This is a genomic window from Lentzea flava, from assembly GCF_014648475.1.
In the GTDB taxonomy this organism is placed as follows: Bacteria; Actinomycetota; Actinomycetes; order Mycobacteriales; family Pseudonocardiaceae; genus Lentzea; species Lentzea flava.
This window is the reverse complement of sequence record NZ_BMRE01000007.1, coordinates 1-16,558: the sequence shown is the minus strand read 5'-3', so window position 1 is coordinate 16,558 and position 16,558 is coordinate 1. Positions and strand designations below refer to the sequence as shown.

Annotated in this window: 11 protein-coding genes; 3 read left to right on the top strand and 8 right to left on the bottom strand. The window is 70.9% G+C overall.

All coding sequences use genetic code 11. The features are described from left to right. Nucleotides 1-77 precede the first annotated feature (77 nt). From IEZ09_RS11895 to IEZ09_RS11885, 3 genes are all read right to left on the bottom strand, one after another. Nucleotides 78-2,954 carry a helix-turn-helix transcriptional regulator gene (locus IEZ09_RS11895; protein WP_189253708.1) on the bottom strand — a complete coding sequence of 959 codons (2,877 nt, stop codon included), beginning with the start codon at nucleotides 2,952-2,954 and terminating at the stop codon, nucleotides 78-80. 104 nt (nucleotides 2,955-3,058) lie between these two features. Beyond that, nucleotides 3,059-3,247 carry a hypothetical protein gene (locus tag IEZ09_RS11890; RefSeq protein WP_189253707.1) on the bottom strand — a complete coding sequence of 63 codons (189 nt, stop codon included), beginning with the start codon at nucleotides 3,245-3,247 and terminating at the stop codon, nucleotides 3,059-3,061. A 12-nt stretch (nucleotides 3,248-3,259) separates the two neighbouring features. After that, nucleotides 3,260-5,854, bottom strand: a complete 2,595-nt coding sequence (locus tag IEZ09_RS11885; RefSeq protein WP_229812469.1) for a type 2 lanthipeptide synthetase LanM family protein — start codon at nucleotides 5,852-5,854, stop codon at nucleotides 3,260-3,262. A gap of 143 nt (nucleotides 5,855-5,997) precedes the next feature. Here IEZ09_RS11885 and IEZ09_RS11880 point away from each other — a divergent pair, with 143 nt between their 5' ends. After that, on the top strand, nucleotides 5,998-7,053 hold the full coding sequence (locus tag IEZ09_RS11880; RefSeq protein ID WP_189253706.1) for a helix-turn-helix domain-containing protein: 1,056 nt from the start codon (nucleotides 5,998-6,000) through the stop codon (nucleotides 7,051-7,053). On the opposite strand, the gene IEZ09_RS11875 is transcribed toward IEZ09_RS11880, so the two are convergent. Together IEZ09_RS11875 and IEZ09_RS11870 are read right to left on the bottom strand one after the other, a co-directional pair. Continuing rightward, the gene (locus IEZ09_RS11875) at nucleotides 7,050-7,628 is read right to left on the bottom strand and encodes a superoxide dismutase family protein (RefSeq protein WP_189253705.1); all 579 of its coding nucleotides are present in this window, start codon (nucleotides 7,626-7,628) and stop codon (nucleotides 7,050-7,052) included. The genes IEZ09_RS11880 and IEZ09_RS11875 overlap by 4 nt on opposite strands. A 13-nt stretch (nucleotides 7,629-7,641) precedes the next feature. Further along, a complete protein-coding gene (locus IEZ09_RS11870; protein WP_189253704.1) occupies nucleotides 7,642-10,035 on the bottom strand; it encodes a hypothetical protein in 2,394 nt (797 codons plus the stop codon). 119 nt (nucleotides 10,036-10,154) lie between these two features. On the opposite strand from IEZ09_RS11870, the gene IEZ09_RS11865 reads away from it, so the two are divergent. Then, the gene (locus tag IEZ09_RS11865) at nucleotides 10,155-12,032 is read left to right on the top strand and encodes a S41 family peptidase (protein ID WP_189253703.1); all 1,878 of its coding nucleotides are present in this window, start codon (nucleotides 10,155-10,157) and stop codon (nucleotides 12,030-12,032) included. Between the two features lie 61 nt (nucleotides 12,033-12,093). Here IEZ09_RS11865 and IEZ09_RS11860 read toward each other — a convergent pair whose 3' ends face one another. Continuing rightward, complete coding sequence (locus IEZ09_RS11860; protein ID WP_189253702.1) at nucleotides 12,094-12,669, bottom strand: hypothetical protein; 576 nt, start codon at nucleotides 12,667-12,669, stop codon at nucleotides 12,094-12,096. Nucleotides 12,670-12,750: 81 nt separating this feature from the next. Continuing rightward, on the bottom strand, nucleotides 12,751-13,677 hold the full coding sequence (locus IEZ09_RS11855) for a LuxR C-terminal-related transcriptional regulator (RefSeq protein ID WP_189253701.1): 927 nt from the start codon (nucleotides 13,675-13,677) through the stop codon (nucleotides 12,751-12,753). A 186-nt stretch (nucleotides 13,678-13,863) separates the two neighbouring features. On the opposite strand from IEZ09_RS11855, the gene IEZ09_RS11850 reads away from it, so the two are divergent. Then, nucleotides 13,864-15,657: a S8 family peptidase gene (locus IEZ09_RS11850; protein ID WP_229812468.1), complete on the top strand. Its 1,794-nt coding sequence runs from the start codon at nucleotides 13,864-13,866 to the stop codon at nucleotides 15,655-15,657. A 634-nt stretch (nucleotides 15,658-16,291) separates the two neighbouring features. On the opposite strand, the gene IEZ09_RS11845 is transcribed toward IEZ09_RS11850, so the two are convergent. After that, nucleotides 16,292-16,558, bottom strand: a 267-nt coding sequence (locus IEZ09_RS11845) for an HNH endonuclease signature motif containing protein (RefSeq protein WP_189253699.1), incomplete at its 5' end; no start/stop codon positions are given.

Sequence of the window (16,558 nt, the reverse complement as noted above, 5' to 3'; positions counted from 1 at the left end):
CGTGGTCGATCGACGGCTACCCGGCGGTGGTGGACCCAAACCCGCGGAGGGTATGGCGCCCGGCCGGAGCGGGAACGTCAGCGGCCCAGTGCCGCCGCGTACGCCGACAGGGACTCCCGGTCCGGCTGACCGGTCTTCGCGATCAGCGACGCCACGTGCTTCTCCACCGTGCGCGGCGAGATGTGCAGGCGGGTGCCGATGGCCTTGTTGCCCATCCGGTCGGCGAGCAGCACGAAGACCTCGAACTCCCGCACCGTCACGCCGTGCCCGCGCAGCTGTTTCGGCACCTGGTCCGTGCCCGTGCGGCGCTGCTGCACCGGCACTCCCGCCTGCCGGAGCAGTCCCCGGCACGCCGACGCCACCGCGGGAATCCCCGCCTGGTGGAAGTGCTCCTCTGCGGCACGCAGCCACGTCACCGGATCGCCCCACTCCGCGGCCTCCCGCGCGATCAGCCGCAGCCCCAGGTGCCGGGCCATCGGGTAGGGGGCGGCGGCGTCCTGGGCGCGTTCGAACGCGTCCAGCGCCTCGGCGCGGCGGCCGTCGCGGCCGAGCAGGACGGCGTGGGCGAGGTCGGCGAACTGGCGGTTCCAGCGCATCCCGGCGGCACTCGACTTCACCAGCACGGTGTACTCCGACCAGCCGAAGCGGCCGTCCAGCACCGCGAGCAGCACCCGGAGGCCGTGCGTGCCGGACAGGTGGAACGTGGTGGGGTTCTGCGACTCCTTCGCCTCGGCGACGTCGAGCTCCCGCACCGCCAGCGCGTGGTCCTCCTCCAGCAGGGCGCAGAACGCGCGCGCAAGTCCGTGGCACAGCGGGACTTCCTGCGCGCCGCCCTTCGCCACCGCCTCGAACTTCCTCGTGGCGTCATCGGTTTCAGCCCGGTTGCCGCGGTGCCCGGCGAGCGTCGCCTTCACCATCAGCAGGTAGCGGGTCAGCACGTGGAACTTCAGCCGCCCGGTGGCCTCCAGGCAGCTGTCGATCTCCCGTTCCGCCCGCTCGTAGTCGCCCGTCAGGACGTGTTGCAGCGCCATGATGGCGTTCACGTTGTACGCCACGGTGATCGCGCCCGCCCGGCACGCCTCGTCGTGCACCCGGCCCAGCGCAGCCGTGTCGCCCGACGCGAGCCAGTCGTTGCCCGCCAGACGGACCAGCGCGTAGATGCGCTGGATCGGCAGCTGGTGCGCGTCCGCGAGTGCGCGTGCGGAGTCGAAGCACCTGTTGGCCTCGTCGATGTCCTGTTCGCGCGCGATGATCCCGAGCAGCTGCCACGCCTCGCAGGCGACGTCGGGGAGATCTGCCCTGGCCGCCGCTTCCGCCGCCCGCCGGGCGAGACAGGCCGCCGACTCGATCCGGTCGGCGCTCGGGATGTTCAGCGTGAGGTACGCCGAGTTGACGTCCAGCTGCGCGGTCAGCTCGTCCGGCGCGTCCTGGCCGAGCAACGTGCGCGCGACGCGCACCTGCTCCACACCGTCGGTGAACCGGCCCGCGAGGTGGGCGACGCGCGCGAGTCGCATGTGGAGCTTCGCGCGGCGCACACCGTCCAGTCCGCGGAGATCCGCGATCTCCCGCTCCAGTTCGAAAGCGCGTTCGAACTCGCCCGTCTCGGCCAGCGCCGGGATGAGGGCGTCGAGGACGTCGGCGCGCGCCTCGCCGGTGAGCAGCCGCTGTGCCCGGTCCAGCACCGTGACGGCCGATCCCGCCGCGCCGCCCGCCAGGGCCCGCGTGCCGGCCTCGGCGAACAGCAGGCCCGCCCGGTCGGGCGATCCGGCGTCGAGCCTGAGTTTCGCGACGAGCGGGCACCAGTCGCCCGCGAGACCGGGATGCAACTCCTCGATCGCGTCGGCGGTGCGCCGGGACAGATCCGCACGTTCGGCCGGCGTCAGCTGGGCGAGCAACGCGTCCGCGGTGAGCGGGTGGCGGAACGCGTACCAGTCCGGCGCAGGCTCGTCGGGCGTCACGAGCTGTGCGGCCACCCCGGCGTGCAGATGGCTGAGCAGCTGGCGGTCGTCGGTGCCGGTGACCCGTTGCACCACGGAGAGCGGGAACCGGTGACCCAGGACCGCCGCGATGGACAGCACCTCCCTGCCCTGCGGCCCCAGCCGGTCGGTCCGGTGCGCGACGCTGCGCACGAACGCCGCCGGCACCGGCAGCTTCAGCTCACCGACCACCTGCCAGCCCCGCGTGCCGGAGACGAGCAGGCCGCTGCTCACCATGCCGTGCAGCAGTTCCTCGATGAGGAACGGGTTTCCTGCGCTGTCCGTCCACAAGCGAGCGCACAGTTCCTGCGGGATCTGCTCGCTCTCCAGGCAGGCGGCCGTCATCTGCCGGACCTCCTGCCGGGTCAGGCGGTGCAGGTCGAGCCGGGTGGCCGCGCCGCGCTGCACGATCCGGTGGACGAGCTCCAGCGCGTGGCCGGGCTCGGTGCGGATCGTGGCGAGCAGCCCGACCGGCTGGTCCTCGAGGTTGTCCGCCAGGTACTCGATCACCGCGAGCGTCTCGGCGTCGGCGTCGTGCAGGTCCTCCAGCACGAGCAGGCACGGGGTCTTCCGCGCGACGCTCGCGAGCAGCCGGAGCACCGCTTCCGCCAGCACCACGACCGATTCCGTCGTCGAGCGGCTGTCGTGCCACTCGGGGATCAGCGTGCCCAGCACGGGTTTGTAGGGCCCCAGCGCGGCGTCGTCGGGCGGTTCGCCGCGGAACAGGGCGAGCAGGGCTTCCGCGATCGGGCGGAACGGCACCATCGGGCCGATGGTCGTGCCGCGCCCCTTCAGGACCCTGATGCCCCTGTCGTAGGCCTGGCCCGCCGCGTACCGGGCGAGCCGCGACTTGCCGATGCCGGCCTCACCGGTCAGGAAGATCGCGCCGCCCCTGCCGTCGCGGATGCGTCCGAGTGCTCCCGCCAGAGCCGTGACCTCGCGATCGCGGCCGACCACGTGGGGCGCTCGGGTCTGCATGGCAGGACCTTAACCGGCAGGTGACGTCGTCCGTGTCGGCTGCTCAGGCGTATTCGGCGCGGGGACCGGGCCGATTGCCCGGCCCCCGCGCCGCTGGGAAAAGCTCAGACCACGCTGACGGTCGTTTCCGCCAGCGTGGGCGTGATGGCCGTGAAGGCACCCACCGCGAGTGTCAGTCCCGCCAGGGCACGTGCTCTCGCGCCGGCCGTCGATCTTCCGGTGAGCTGCATCTCCCCGATCACGTGCTCGACCGGTTCCGGCAGGGCGGCCGGGCGGTGCAGGGACTCGTTCATCTAGGGCACTCCTCAGGTGTCGGTGACAGGTTCCATCAGCAGGATCGACGGGATCGGAAAGCCTTGGCGCAGCAGGCCGTGACCGATGCCGGCGAGCCCGGTGAGCAGGCCGGGGGACGGGACACCGCCAGGGGTGGCGCAGCGGGCGCCGTGCTCGTCCAGTGCTCCCAGCAACAGCGCCGTGCGGCGGGTCGCGGCGCCGGGGTGGTGGGCGGACAACGCTTCGACGACGCCCAGTTCGCCGTGGCACAGACTCATGTCCCGCAACGGTTCCCTGGACGCGAGCACGCCACCCAGGCTCTCGTCGTCGCGGGCGAGGGCGACGCCGGCCAGACCGGAGCACCAGCCGGTGTCGGTCGGGTCGATCACGTCGCTCTCCAGGAACGCTCGTCCTGCCACATCTGATGACTCGTCCGGCACCGCTGCCGCGTAACGCCGCAGAGCCCATCCGATTCCCGCATGGCCGCGGGCGAAGCCATTCGTCCGGCAAATCGCACCACGTAGGACCGTCGCGTAGTGGCCGGCCAGAGCCAGCGACTCGGGTGTGCCGACGGCCAGCATCGCGGCGAGCGACCCGGCGACACCGTCCACGACGCTGAACGACGTGTCCTCCACCGGCATCAACGCCACGGCCGTCGAGAGCAGGCCGGGGTCGAGGCCGAGCAACGGCGTCAGGCGCGCCAGGCCGTAGCAGATCCCGCCCAGCCCGTGCAGTCCGCCGCCCACCGCCGCGACCAGCTCCGGCGAGGACTCGAACGACGCCAGCAACGGCCGCAGCGGCCGGACGGCGTCCCTGGCGAAGTCGAAGTACCTGGCCGCCCCGGTCAACGCGCCCAGCTCGGCCAGGAACAGCGCGACCCCCGTGTAGCCGGTGGTCAGACCGGCGCCGAGCGGCTGCACCGCCCAGTGCCGGTCGTCGATCAGCTCGAGCCCGAGCCAGTTCACCCGGTTCCTGCCCGTCACGGCGTGCGCGAGGATCTGGTCGGCGATCCCGCACGCGGCCACCAGCAGCCGTGCCGGGTCCGGATCTACCGCGGCGACGTGGCCGGGCAACGGGACGCCGCTGTGGTGCGAGACGGGCCGCGGCCGGGACGCCAGTGCCGCCGCGATGACCCACTGCTGGTCGTGCCGGTCGACCTCGCTCATCGCCGCGATCTTGCGTTCGACGGCGTGCAGTCCCGCCTCCGGCAGCAGGCCGGGCAGCCGGAGCCCGGACGTGGTCCACACGTCGCGCGACCCCGGCCGGCACGTGAACAGCGGCACGTCACCGCGCCACAGGTCGGCGACCTCGAACGGCACCAGCCGGTCGAGCAACGGGTCACCGGCGACCAGCACCCCGAACGCCAGATCGCGGTCCATCGCGTTGACGAGCACCGTCGGGTGCGTCGACTCGTCGAGCAGCACGGCGTACTGACGCGTCGCGCGCGCCACGAACCGCACCTCGTCGTCGGCGCACGCACGGACCAGTCGCAGCAGTTCGTCGCGATGAGCCATGATCGCGTCGTAGCCCGCGCGGAACCCGGCCTGCAGCGAATCCTGGTAGTCGGCGGGCTCGGCCGGCACCCCGCCCAGCACCGGCCGGTTGAACGCCCCCGGCGACTCGCGAGGCCGCCGCACGAGCCGCATGCGGTCCGTCCCGGCATCGGCCCAGTCGACGGCGTCCTGCGGCGACGGCACGCCGTGATCACCGCCCACCCCGGACACGTCCACGGCCCCGTTGTCGCCCAGCAGCACGTGGGGGAGCAGCGCCGTGCGGTGCACCGATCGCACCAACGCCAGCGCGGCCGGGTCGTCGGACGACGACGGCGTGGGGTGGAACAGCGTCTCCACGTCGACCAGCACCGGCTGGTCACCGCACGCGATGAGGTTCTCGTAGTGCATGTCCGTGCCGTCGACCGCGTAGAGCAGGGCCAGCAACGCCCCCAGCCGCCGGTAGAACTCGGCGACCCCGGCCACGTCCGCGCACGGCTCGTGGCTCACGAACTCGAGCCATCCGTACCCGTCGCGGACCAGCAGCCGCGGTGACCGGAAGCCGATTCCGGTTCGCGTGGAAAGCCATGCCAGCTGGGCGGCGAAGCGCACGTGCAACTCGACCGGGCGCGGCCGGTAGACCAGCCGGACGCCCGAGGCGAACGTCAGCACCGCGACCGTGCGGCCCTGCTGGTGCGGATCCCCGCGACCGGTCTCGATGGACACCAGCGCACCGGGATCGAGGCCGTCGAAGATCGTCCGCACGATCTCCGCCCGGTCGCGGGTGAACCGCGACGACAGCTCGTGGTGCGCGGACACGGCCTGCTCACAGGCCTGCGCGAGCAGCCGGGCCAGCACCGGGTAGCGGGCGGACAACGCCTCCAGGTCCACCGTCCGCGTGAACGAGGTGAACCGCTCCGCGCCCGTGTCGCCGGCCAGCGTGCCGCGCGCCCTGTGCATCTCCAGCACGAGCGTGCGCGCCGCGATCGCCACCAGCCGCCTGCCGAGCTGCTCGGCGAACGAGGCGTCGAACGGCGGCGCGATCTCGGCACGGGCGGCGTCGATCAGCGGGCGCAACGCGTGGGCGAAAGCGGCCGTCCAGCTCTCGCCGGTGCTGGTCCTGGCCGGTGAGGTCACCGGCAGAACCTCGCACGTGCGCCCGCGGAGCACATGGGGGCCTCGCCCCCAGTTTTGCGCCGGGACGTGAATATGGGGGACCAGCCCCCATGTTCCGCCGCCCCGCCGGTCAGAGACTCGTGGCGAGAGGGAGGGAAACGGGCATGAGGGAGTTCGGGGAACTGCTGCGCACGTACCGCATCCGCGTCGGCCTCACCCAGCAGCAGCTGGCCGACTTCGCGATGGTGAGCGTGCGGGCCATCCGCGACCTGGAGTGCGGCCGCACGCGATCGCCGCGCGCCGAGACGATCCGGTTGCTCGCGGACGGGCTGCGGCTCGACGACGACAGCCGCGCGACCCTGCGGGAGGCGGGTGGGCGGCCGGCGGGACCGGTGTCGGTGCCGCCGCCCGCGCCGTCGTCGGCGATCGTGGGCCGCGAGCCCGAGACCGCCGCGCTCGGCGACCTGTTCGCCGACGGCAGGCGCCTGGTGACGATCACCGGTGTCAGCGGAGTGGGCAAGACGCGGCTCGCGCTGGAGGTGGTGGGGGAGCTGCACGTCCGGCTCGGCTGGTCGGTGGTGTGGCTGCCGGCCACGCGCACTCCGGCCGTCGACGACGACCAGGACACCGTGCTCGTCACCGACCACGTCCCCGACACCCGGCTGCTGGAGAGCCACCCGAGGCTGCGGATCATCGTCACCTCGCTCGCCCCCACCGGGACGCCGGGCGAGCACGTCTTCCCGCTGGCCCCGCTCGCCGACGACGCCGCGGTGCGCCTGCTCGTGACGAACGTGCGCCGCGTGCGGCCGGCGTTCCGGCAGGAGCCCGCGAACCACGCCGCGCTGATCGGCCTGGTGCACGAGCTCGACGGGCTGCCGTCGGCGCTGGAGTTCGCCGCAGGGTGGTTCATGGTCTACTCGCCGCAGCACCTGCTGGACCGGCTGCGGTCCACCCCGCTCGACCCGACCTCGGCGCACCTGCGCGACTCGCTGCGGCTCTCGCTGTCCACATTGGACCTGCGGGAGCGCGTCGCGCTGGTGCGGCTGGCCGATCAGGGCGAGTGGGACGACGAGGACGCCGTGCGCGCGTTGAGCGTGCGCGGGCTGGTCCGCCGCGCGGGACCCCGATACGAGGTGCTCAACCTCGTGCGCGCGGCGGTCCTGGAGCCTGTGTCAGGGCCACATCTCACTGGGGGTGTGGCCCTGACCTGGCCCTGTTAGAACCGGGCCGTCAAGCAGGCGAGGCGGTCGCCCGCGGTGCCCGCCTTGCCGTGCTCGGTGCTGGTGTGCGCGGCGTGGATGATGACCGCGTTCGCCTCGCCCTTGCGGAACTCCCAGTTCACCCTCGCCGTGCCGGTCGCGGCACCCTGTGCGTCGGTGGTGAAGTCGAGCCAGATCTCGTTCGCGGCGTTGGCGTACTTGGGGTCGACGCTCGGCGTGACCGGGTCCTTCTCGTTCTGGTAGTGCGGACCGGAGTCGGCGGGCTTGGCGCCGCACGGCTTGGTGTGCACGTGCGAGCCGTACTTCGTGTTCGGCAGCAGGCCGGACACCTTCAGCTCGACCGTCGTCTGTCCATTGGCGACGGACGAGCCGGTGGAGAGCTTGGCGCCCAACGGAATCCGCTGCACGTCGTAGGTGATGCCCTTCGGCTGGTCGCCGGTCGCGGCAGGGCCCGCGACCTCGGTCTCGGCCACCGGCTTGATCTCGGGTGCCTTCGGTGCGGGGGCCTCGCCGGAACAGGCGGTCAGTCCGGTGAGCAGTGCGGCACCCACGAGGGCCGCGACGGTCGTGCGCATGGTTCTCCTCAAGTCAACTGCGGTCCAGGTTCCCACCCCCTCCACGTTCACCACCGGGTGACTGGTTCAGATCAATTGAGACGAGGTCGCGGAAGGCCTCCTGGTAAGCCGCGCACAGGTGATAGCCGCCGTGGGTCTGCACGTTGTCCAGAGAACCGTTGGTCTCGCCCGCGCGACGGTCGAGCGGGTTGGACTCCCAGCCGTGCACCGGAAAACCGAGGTAGTCGGTGCGGCGCCACAGGTTGATCCAGCTCGGTCCCAGCAGGACGGACAGCCCGCGATCCGGTGTCGTACCAGGCTTTCGCCGCCACGGGTCGCACGAGAACATCGCTGCCGCACGCACTTCCGGTGTTCCGAGCACCGCCGGACCCAGCAGCTCGGGGAAGATCCGCCCGAAGTACGGCCGCAGCTGCACGCCGTACGTCAGCAGCTGCACCCGGCGCAAATATCCTTCCGGCAACGCGTACAGCGCCGCGACGGCCAGCACCGCGCCCAGGCTGTGCGCCGACAGCACCACCCGGTGCTCCGGCGAGGAGTCCAGGAACTCGCGGGTCCGGTCGGCGATCTCCGGCACCGCGCGCTCCGCGTAGCAGGGCGGCGCGAACGGGTGGGCCGTGCGCGGCAGGAAGCACATCAGGTCCCACAGCAGACCGAGCGGGCGGCGGTTGGTCAGCATGCCCGCGCCCACGAACGATCCGATCACCGCGACCCCGGCGAGCCCGGTGACCCAGTCGCCCTTGCCCACCACCCACGTCACGCCCGACCACCCGGACCACGACGGCGCCGCGAACGTCAGGTAGCACGTCAGCACCAGCGCGAGCACGCCGAGAGTCGACAGCACGCCGACCACGTTCTCGGCCCGGTGCGTGACGGCCACGACGTGCCGCACCCGCACGACGAGAACCTCGGCGTCGTCGTCCAGAACGGCGGGTTTCACCAGCCGCTTCAGCAACGTCAGGGCCTGCGCGAGGATCAGCAGCACCAGCGGAACCAGCGCCACGGCGAAGGCCGCGCTGAACCACGGGTAGAACGACGGCACCCGCAGTCCAGTCCCGATCCAGCCGCGGAACGTCAGCACCAGGACCGTCGACAGCATCACCGACGTGGTCAGCGACAACCCCAGCAGCACACCGGGTCCGGCTCCGCGCCAGGCCTGCCACTCGTCACCGCGCCGCGGCCGCGCCCGCCACCCGAGCGCACCGCCCGCCACCGCGGCGCCGATCCAGGCGAGCGAGAACCAGTACGTGGCAACCATGAACGCCACGAACAGCACGAGGAACACCAGCGGGCCCTTGGCGTCGTTGCGCCGCCACGACCACGCCGCCAGCACGGACCCGAGCAGCGCCACCGTGACGACCGGCGGGCCCCACGACGACAGCCACAGCGGCCCGGTGAACTCCGGCGCGATCGCATAGAGCGCGAACCCGTGCGCCACCAGCACGAGCACCGCCGAGACCACCAGCAGCCACGACCACAGGCCGCCCTTCTCGGTCGACGGCACGTCCGGGCAGTCCGTCGCCGTCACGACCACGCGGGCCATGACGACCGCCAGCAGAGCGCCGGCGAGCACGGTCAGTGTCAGGAAGACCGCGTGCTGCGACTGCTGGGCGCTCGTCACCAGTGTCACGACGCAACACCCCGCCGCGAGGTGCAGCCGGGTGAGCCGGCGGATCCGCGGGCTGCCCTCCCACATCGACGACCTGCTGAGCATCACGCCGGGCCGTCGCACGGGCGGGCGGCGCATCGCCGTCATCTCGTACCTGCTGCGGGACAACGACGTCAGCGCCAGCAGACCCAGGAGCAGCAACACCGGGACAGCCGACGCGGCGAGCACCCGGACGTGCCGTGGGGGATCGCCGAGCAGGTCCATGAACTCCGGCAGCCGCTTGCAGGTGGTGCCCGGCAACGAGCACTGGACCGCGTACAGGTCGATCGCCACCTCGCACACCGCGAGCACCAGCAGCACCGTGAGCCCGAGCCCGAACAGCCGCGTGCTGGCCGCACCGCGCCCGGCGTTCCACCACACCATCCGCTTCGTGGTCGGGACCGAGTCGTCCGGGAGCCTGCGCGACCAGTAGGCGACGTTCGCGAGCCCGAACGGCAGCAGCAACGCCCATCCGATGCGCCCCACCGCGTTCGCGAACGTGGACGGCACCCCGCTGCCCGGCACGCCGGGGCTGCTGCGCGCCATGCCGCCCCACGAGTACGCCTCGCGCCGCACGTCATCGGGAACGCGTCCGGGGTGGTCCGGTGGCAGTTCGGCGGCCTTGTCCGGCTTCGGCCGCCAGAAGCTGCCGAACCGGTCGCCGCGGAACTGCTCGACGGCGTGGTCGGGAAGGGCCAGCATGGCGTCAGGGGGCGTGTTGTTGACCCCGTGAATGCGCAGTTCGAGGGTGCGAGGACTCATCGCCGGCCTCCCTTTACTCCAGTTGTCGTCGCGGAAACTGCTCCGGTTAGCGGCCGAACGGGTGAAAAAGGTGTATCCGGGCGGCCTGGAAAGCCTCTACTTGGCAAGGAGGCCCCACCATGACCGCAACCGCTCACCCGAACGTCGCAAACTCCGTCGGACTCGCCGAGTTCCTCGCCACCGCGGGCAGTCTCACCCTGGCCCAGCGCAAGCTCATCGTCGACCAGGCGCTGATCCTGCTGGAACAGAACTACGCGCACCTGCCGCTCAAAGTCGCCATGCACGCGGTGAACCCCGTGCAAAGACTCAGGGTCCTGAGAGCCAGACTCGAACGGCAGACCGACGCCACGGCCGAGCCCGAGTGGCAGTTCCACCGCGAGCTGTCGAGCACCTTCCACTCGGTGCGCGACCTGCACACGAACTACCTGCTGCCCGCACCGTTCGCGGGCAAGATCGCCTTCCTGCCGTTCCAGCTGGAGCGCTGCTTCGCCCAGGACGGCACCGAGCAGTACCTCGTGGCCCGCACGGTCGCGGGCTTCGACGGTCTCGCCGTCGGCGCCGAGGTCACGCACTGGAACGGCACGCCGATCGCCCGCGCCGTCGCGTTGAACGGCGCGATCTTCGCGGGCAGCAACACCGCCGCGAACCTCGCCCGCGGCCTCGAGTCGCTCACGTTGCGCCCCTTGGTGATCCAGCTCCCGCCCGACGAGGACTGGGTCGTCGTCAGCTACCGCGACGAGAGCGGTGAGTCCCACGACATCCGCGTCGACTGGCAGGTGACCGACAACCTGCCGCCGATGACCGACGCCGACTCGCTGTCGCCCGCCGCGGCCGCGCAGGGCGTCGACCTCGACTCCGACGAGAAGGCCCGCGCCAAGAAGTTGTTGCACGCGCCCAAGGTCGTGCAGGCGGAGGCGGCCGGTGGTGCCGTCGCGATGGCGGCGCAGGACGTCCCGACGACCATGCCCGGCGTGTTCCGCGCGCGTCCGGTCACCACGCCGTCCGGGGAGTTCGGCCACCTGCGGATCTTCACGTTCAGCGTCGACGACCCCGAGGCGTTCCTCGCGGAGTTCGTGCGGCTCGCGGCTCTGCTGCCGCAGAACGGGCTCATCGTCGACGTGCGCGACAACGGCGGCGGCCACATCTTCGCCGCGGAGTTCCTGCTGCAGACGATGACGCCGCGCCGCATCGACCCGGAACCCGTGCAGTTCCTGAGCACGCCGCTGAACCTGCGGATCTGCCGCAGGCACGCGGACAACCCGACCAACCAGATCGACCTCGGCCCGTGGTTCCCGTCGCTCGACTCGTCGACCGAGACCGGGCAGGCGTTCTCCTGCGCCCACACCATCACGCCGGTCGACGGCGCGAACGCGGTGGGGCAGACGTATCACGGCCCGGTCGTGCTGATCACCGACGCGCGGTGCTACTCCGCCACCGACATCTTCGCCGCGGGCTGGGCCGACCACGAGCTGGGCCCGATCCTCGGCGTGGACGACAACACCGGTGCGGGCGGCGCGAACGTGTGGACGCACGGACTGCTGTCGACGCTGCTGAAGATCCCGGCGCCGGGCGACCCGGAGACGCCGTACAAGCCGTTGCCCAACAAGGCGAACATGCGCGTGTCGATCCGCCGCACCTTGCGCGTGGGCAAGCTCGCCGGTACGCCCGTGGAGGACCTGGGCGTGCGGCCGACGCACCAGCACAAGGTCACGCGGGCGGATCTGTTGCAGGGCAACGTGGATCTGCTGGCTCGTGCGGGTTCGCTGCTCGCCGCGATGCCGGTGCGGCGCCTGGGAGTGGCGGTCGCCGGGACGACCGTCTCACTGGACACCGTGAACCTCGACCGGGTGGACATCTACGTCGACGGCCGCCCGGCCACCTCGCTGGACGTGACCGACGGCGCGCACACCGCGACGTTGAGCGCGACCGGGACCGAGGTGCGCGTCGAGGGGTTCGCGGACGGGCAGCTGGTGGCCGCGCGCAAGGTCGCCAGCTGACAAACGGGCGCTGCTGGTGACTCCATGACCAGCAGCGCCCGTTCCTGTTGTGCCGCTTGTGTTACCTGGTGAAGGTGAAGGCGCGGTCGGTCGCGAGAACCGCCAGCTGCGCCTCGGTACCCGGCGTCCAGCTCTGGACCCAGACCACCTCACCGTTCGGGCGGAAGTTCCGCGCCTCCACGATGCCGTACCGCTCGTCCTTGGCGAACACGGTCACGCCACCCTTGTGGTCGCTCACGGTGGCGGTGCACTCGGCGTACTTCTCGCAGTACTCCTTCGGCGACCACGCGTGCTGACCGGGCGCGTTGACCTGCGTGTACGTCATGACGTTCTGGCCCTGGTAGGTGAACGTCACCGTGTTGCCCATGTACTGCATGTCGTCGAACACGCCCGCCGCCTCGCCGCCCCACGGGCCCGGCTCGACGTTCTGCGCGCCCCGGAAGGCACGCGGGTAGGTCTTCTCCTGCCGTGCGCTGAACCCGTCGGCCTGCTTCTGCAGTTCCGCCTTGGTCTTGTGGACCGGCGTGACGTCCTTCGGCGGCCACGGGTAGTCGGCCTGGCCGGCCTGAGCGGACGCGGTGCCCGCGAGACCGACGAGAGCGAGGCCCGTCAGGGCAGCCGCCATTACCTTGCGCATTGATCCCCCAATGGCGAGTTGTTGCTTGCACATCAGGAGACGCCACAAGATCACCGAAGGTTGCACTCGACTTTGCGCGGTCTAGAGCCATCCTCGCCGCATGGCCTGAACCCCGGCCTGGAACCGGGTCTGCGCGCCGCACCGGTCCATCAGCTGCCGCACCCGCCGCTGCACGGTGCGCGGCGCCAGGCCCAGCTGCCGCGCGATCGACTCGTCGGTCAGTCCCGCCGCGAGCAGCCCGAGCAGGTTCGGGTCCACATCGGCCGCCGCTGCGTAGATCCCACCCGGACTGAACGGGATTCCCTTGTCCCAGTACAGCTCGAACGTCGACCGCAGCACGTCCAGCAGCGCGGAGGGGCGGATCAGCAGCACCTTGTCGACCACGTCGCCGTTCGCGACCGGCAGCACGGCGGCGTGCGTGTCGATCACGGCGAGCTTGAACGGCAGCGTCGGCGTGACGCGGGCCCGTTCGCCGGCCGCGACCAGTTCGATGATCTCGGTGACGCGGCCGGGCAGGTCCACCGCGGACCTGTCGTAGACGACGCGCCACTGCACGTCGCGCTGGCGGGTCGCGTCCTCCAGCGCGACGTGCTCGCCCAGCGGCGTCACGTACGGTGGCTGGTCGAGCACGCACACCTCTTCGCGGGCGCCGTTCAGCAGCGTGTTCCACAGCTCGCGGACCGCGCCGACGCCGGTCACGACCTCGACGAAGGCGTTGTCTCCCTGTTCCTCGTCGCGGTTGCGCAGGTAGAGCTCCATCAGCGGGCCGACGTCGGCGCGGGCCCTGCGGTTCTGCTCCTCGCGCGCCGCGATGAGCGCCTCCACGGCGAGGTCGGGTGCGACGGCCTGCCACACGTCGCCGGGCAGGTGACGGACGACACCGAGGTCGTGCAACTGCGAGAGCAGCTCGGGCGCGACGCCGATCTCTTCGGTGGTACGGCTGCCTCCTGTTACCAGCAGTTCGTATACGGCAGATAGCTCTGGTGAGACGCCCAGGTGTCCGAACACGGCCATATTGTGCGCCATTCAGCGCAATGCTCCTGTCGTGAACACGCCAGTGTCGTTATTCGGACTCCGCTGGACCTGTTTTCGCAGGTGTGGCCCGACTTACGGTCCTCGTCACCTCCGCAGCCGGTTCAGAACCCTGACGCCCTCCACGGCATGCGAAGGCCCTGTGTGGAAGGACCCTGTCTCGTGAACGGATTGCGACGCACGAGCCTGTGCGCCGCGGCAGTCTCCGCCGCCGTGCTCAGCGTTGTCTCACCAGTCAACGCCGCTCCGTCCCCGGTCCAGTCCCAGCCGGACTCGACCCAGGTGAACCGCCCCTTCGAGCGGCTGATCGTCGGCTACAAGCCGGGCACCGCCGAAGCCTCGTCCGACTCCGCTGCCTCGGACGATGTTCGTCAGAAGGGCAAGTCGCTGCACCGCCGCATGGCCAGTGGTGCGGTCGTCGTCGACCTCGGCTCGAAGACCTCGAACGCCGACTCGACCATCCAGGCCTTCAAGGCCGACCCCGATGTCGCCTACGTCGAGCCGGACCTGCTGATGCAGCCGCTGGCCGACCCGAACGACACCGACTACTCCCGGCAGTGGGACCTGTTCGAGGCCACCGCGGGCATGAACGTGCCCGGCGCGTGGTCCAGCTCCACCGGCGCCGGCGTGACCGTCGCCGTGATCGACACCGGCTACGTCGCGCACAGCGACCTGTCGGCCAGGATCGTCGCGGGCTACGACTTCGTGTCCGACGCCTCGCGTGCTCGTGACGGCGGCGGCCGGGACTCGAACCCGGCCGACGAAGGCGACTGGATGAAGGCCGGCGACTGCGGCACCGACGCCAACGGCAACCCGGTGCCCGCGCAGGACCAGAACTCGTCCTGGCACGGCACGCACGTGGCCGGCACCATCGCCGCATCCACCAACAACAGCAAGGGCATCGCGGGCATCGCCTACGACGCCAAGATCCAGCCGCTGCGCGTCCTCGCGCAGTGCGGTGGCTCGACCTCGGACATCGCCGACGCGATCACCTGGGCGTCCGGCGGCACGGTGAGCGGCGTCCCCGCGAACCCGACGCCCGCCAAGGTCATCAACATGTCGCTGGGCGGTCAGTCGTCCTGCTCGACGACCTACCAGAACGCCATCAACGGCGCGATCAACCGCGGCACCACCGTCGTCGTGGCGGCCGGCAACTCGAACATGAACGTCGCCAACTTCACCCCGGCCAACTGCTCCGGCGTGATCACCGTCGCGGCCACCAGCCGTGAGGGCAACAAGGCGTTCTACTCGAACTACGGCTCCCGCATCGACATCGCGGCGCCCGGCGGCGAAACCCGCCGCGGCACCGACACCCCTGGCACGATCACCACGCCCGAGAACGGCATCTACTCGACGCTGAACACCGGCGCCACCACCCCCGGCTCCGAGACCTACAAGCCCTACCAGGGCACATCGATGGCGGCCCCGCACATCGCGGGCCTCGCGGCACTGCTGGTCGCCAAGAAGCCGTCGATCACGCCGGCCGACGTGAAGACCCTGATCAAGAACAACGCCCGCCCGCTCCCCGGCACCTGCTCCGGCGGCTGCGGCGCCGGCCTCGCGGACGCGACCAAGACCGTCAACGCGCTCACCACGACGCCCCCGCCCAGCGGCGGCGCCCTGGAGAACACGACCGACGTCGCGATCCCTGACCTCGGCACGGGCGTCTCCTCGATCACCTCTTCCGCGTCGGGCAACGCCTCCTCCACCGTCAAGGTCGGCGTGGACATCGTCCACACCTACCGCGGCGACCTGGTGATCGACCTGATCGCCCCGGACGGCACCGCCTACCGGCTGAAGAACTCGTCCTCGTCGGACAGCACCGACAACGTGGTGGCGACCTACACGGTCAACGCCTCGTCCGAGGTCGCGGCGGGCACGTGGAAGCTGCGGGTCCAGGACGTGTACTCCGGTGACACCGGCTACATCAACGCCTGGAACCTGACCCTGCAATAGCTCCACGGGTTCGCCGAGGGGCGGCGCCTTCCAGACCTGGTTCTCTGGGGGAGGCGCCGCCCTTTCACATGCGCCGCAGCACGCTGGTCCGGTTCGGCGGGGTGAGTGCTGGTTCCAGCGGAGGGGTCACCTGGCTTGCGTGATGTCACCTTGCGTGGGTGGTTGCGTGGGCGTTTTTACCGAGCCGGGTCATTTCATCGCCGCTTCGCGACGATTGCGATTGGGGCTTGACTTCGGGGCCCTTGCGAGGCGCAGATCGGCCTTCAAAAGCCGGGCATAAGGAGCCCGGCCGATCCGAACACGGTAGCACCTCGCACCCAAAGTCAAGCCCCAATCGCAATCGTGCGTGGTTGCTTTGGGCGGTCGGGTTCCGGGAATTACCGCTTGAACAGCGTGGCATGAGGTGTTGTCCAGCTCCGCTTCGCCGTTGGTAATGCGTGGCGGCGAGGGCTTTGCGGTTTGTGCCGTATAGCCGCAGTGGGATCGGTGCTTGTCTTCGGGAGATCGCTCTTGGCGCTGTCGCGGCTTCCGACTGTGTCTGGCCGGGTTGTGGGCATGGCTGTGCCACGGCCGTGGTCAAGCTGCACGGCCGTGGCGGTTGGCGTGGTGGGCCGCTCGCGTTCGCTGGTCGGGGTCAGGCGGCGGTGTGGAGCTGGTTGCGTCTGGGTTTTCGCAGCGGGTCCAGCCAGGTTGGCGCGTAGAAGACCGGCACGCCCTGCTCGATCGTGACTTCCCAGCCGCTGCGGTGGATCAGCGTGTGGTGGTGACGGCACAGCAACACGCCGTTGTCGATGCGGGTGTCACCGCCATCGGCCCAGTGGTGGATGTGGTGGGCATCGCAATGCTTGGGCGGACGACTGCAGCCGGGAAACGCACAGCCGTGGTCACGCGCGACCAGCGC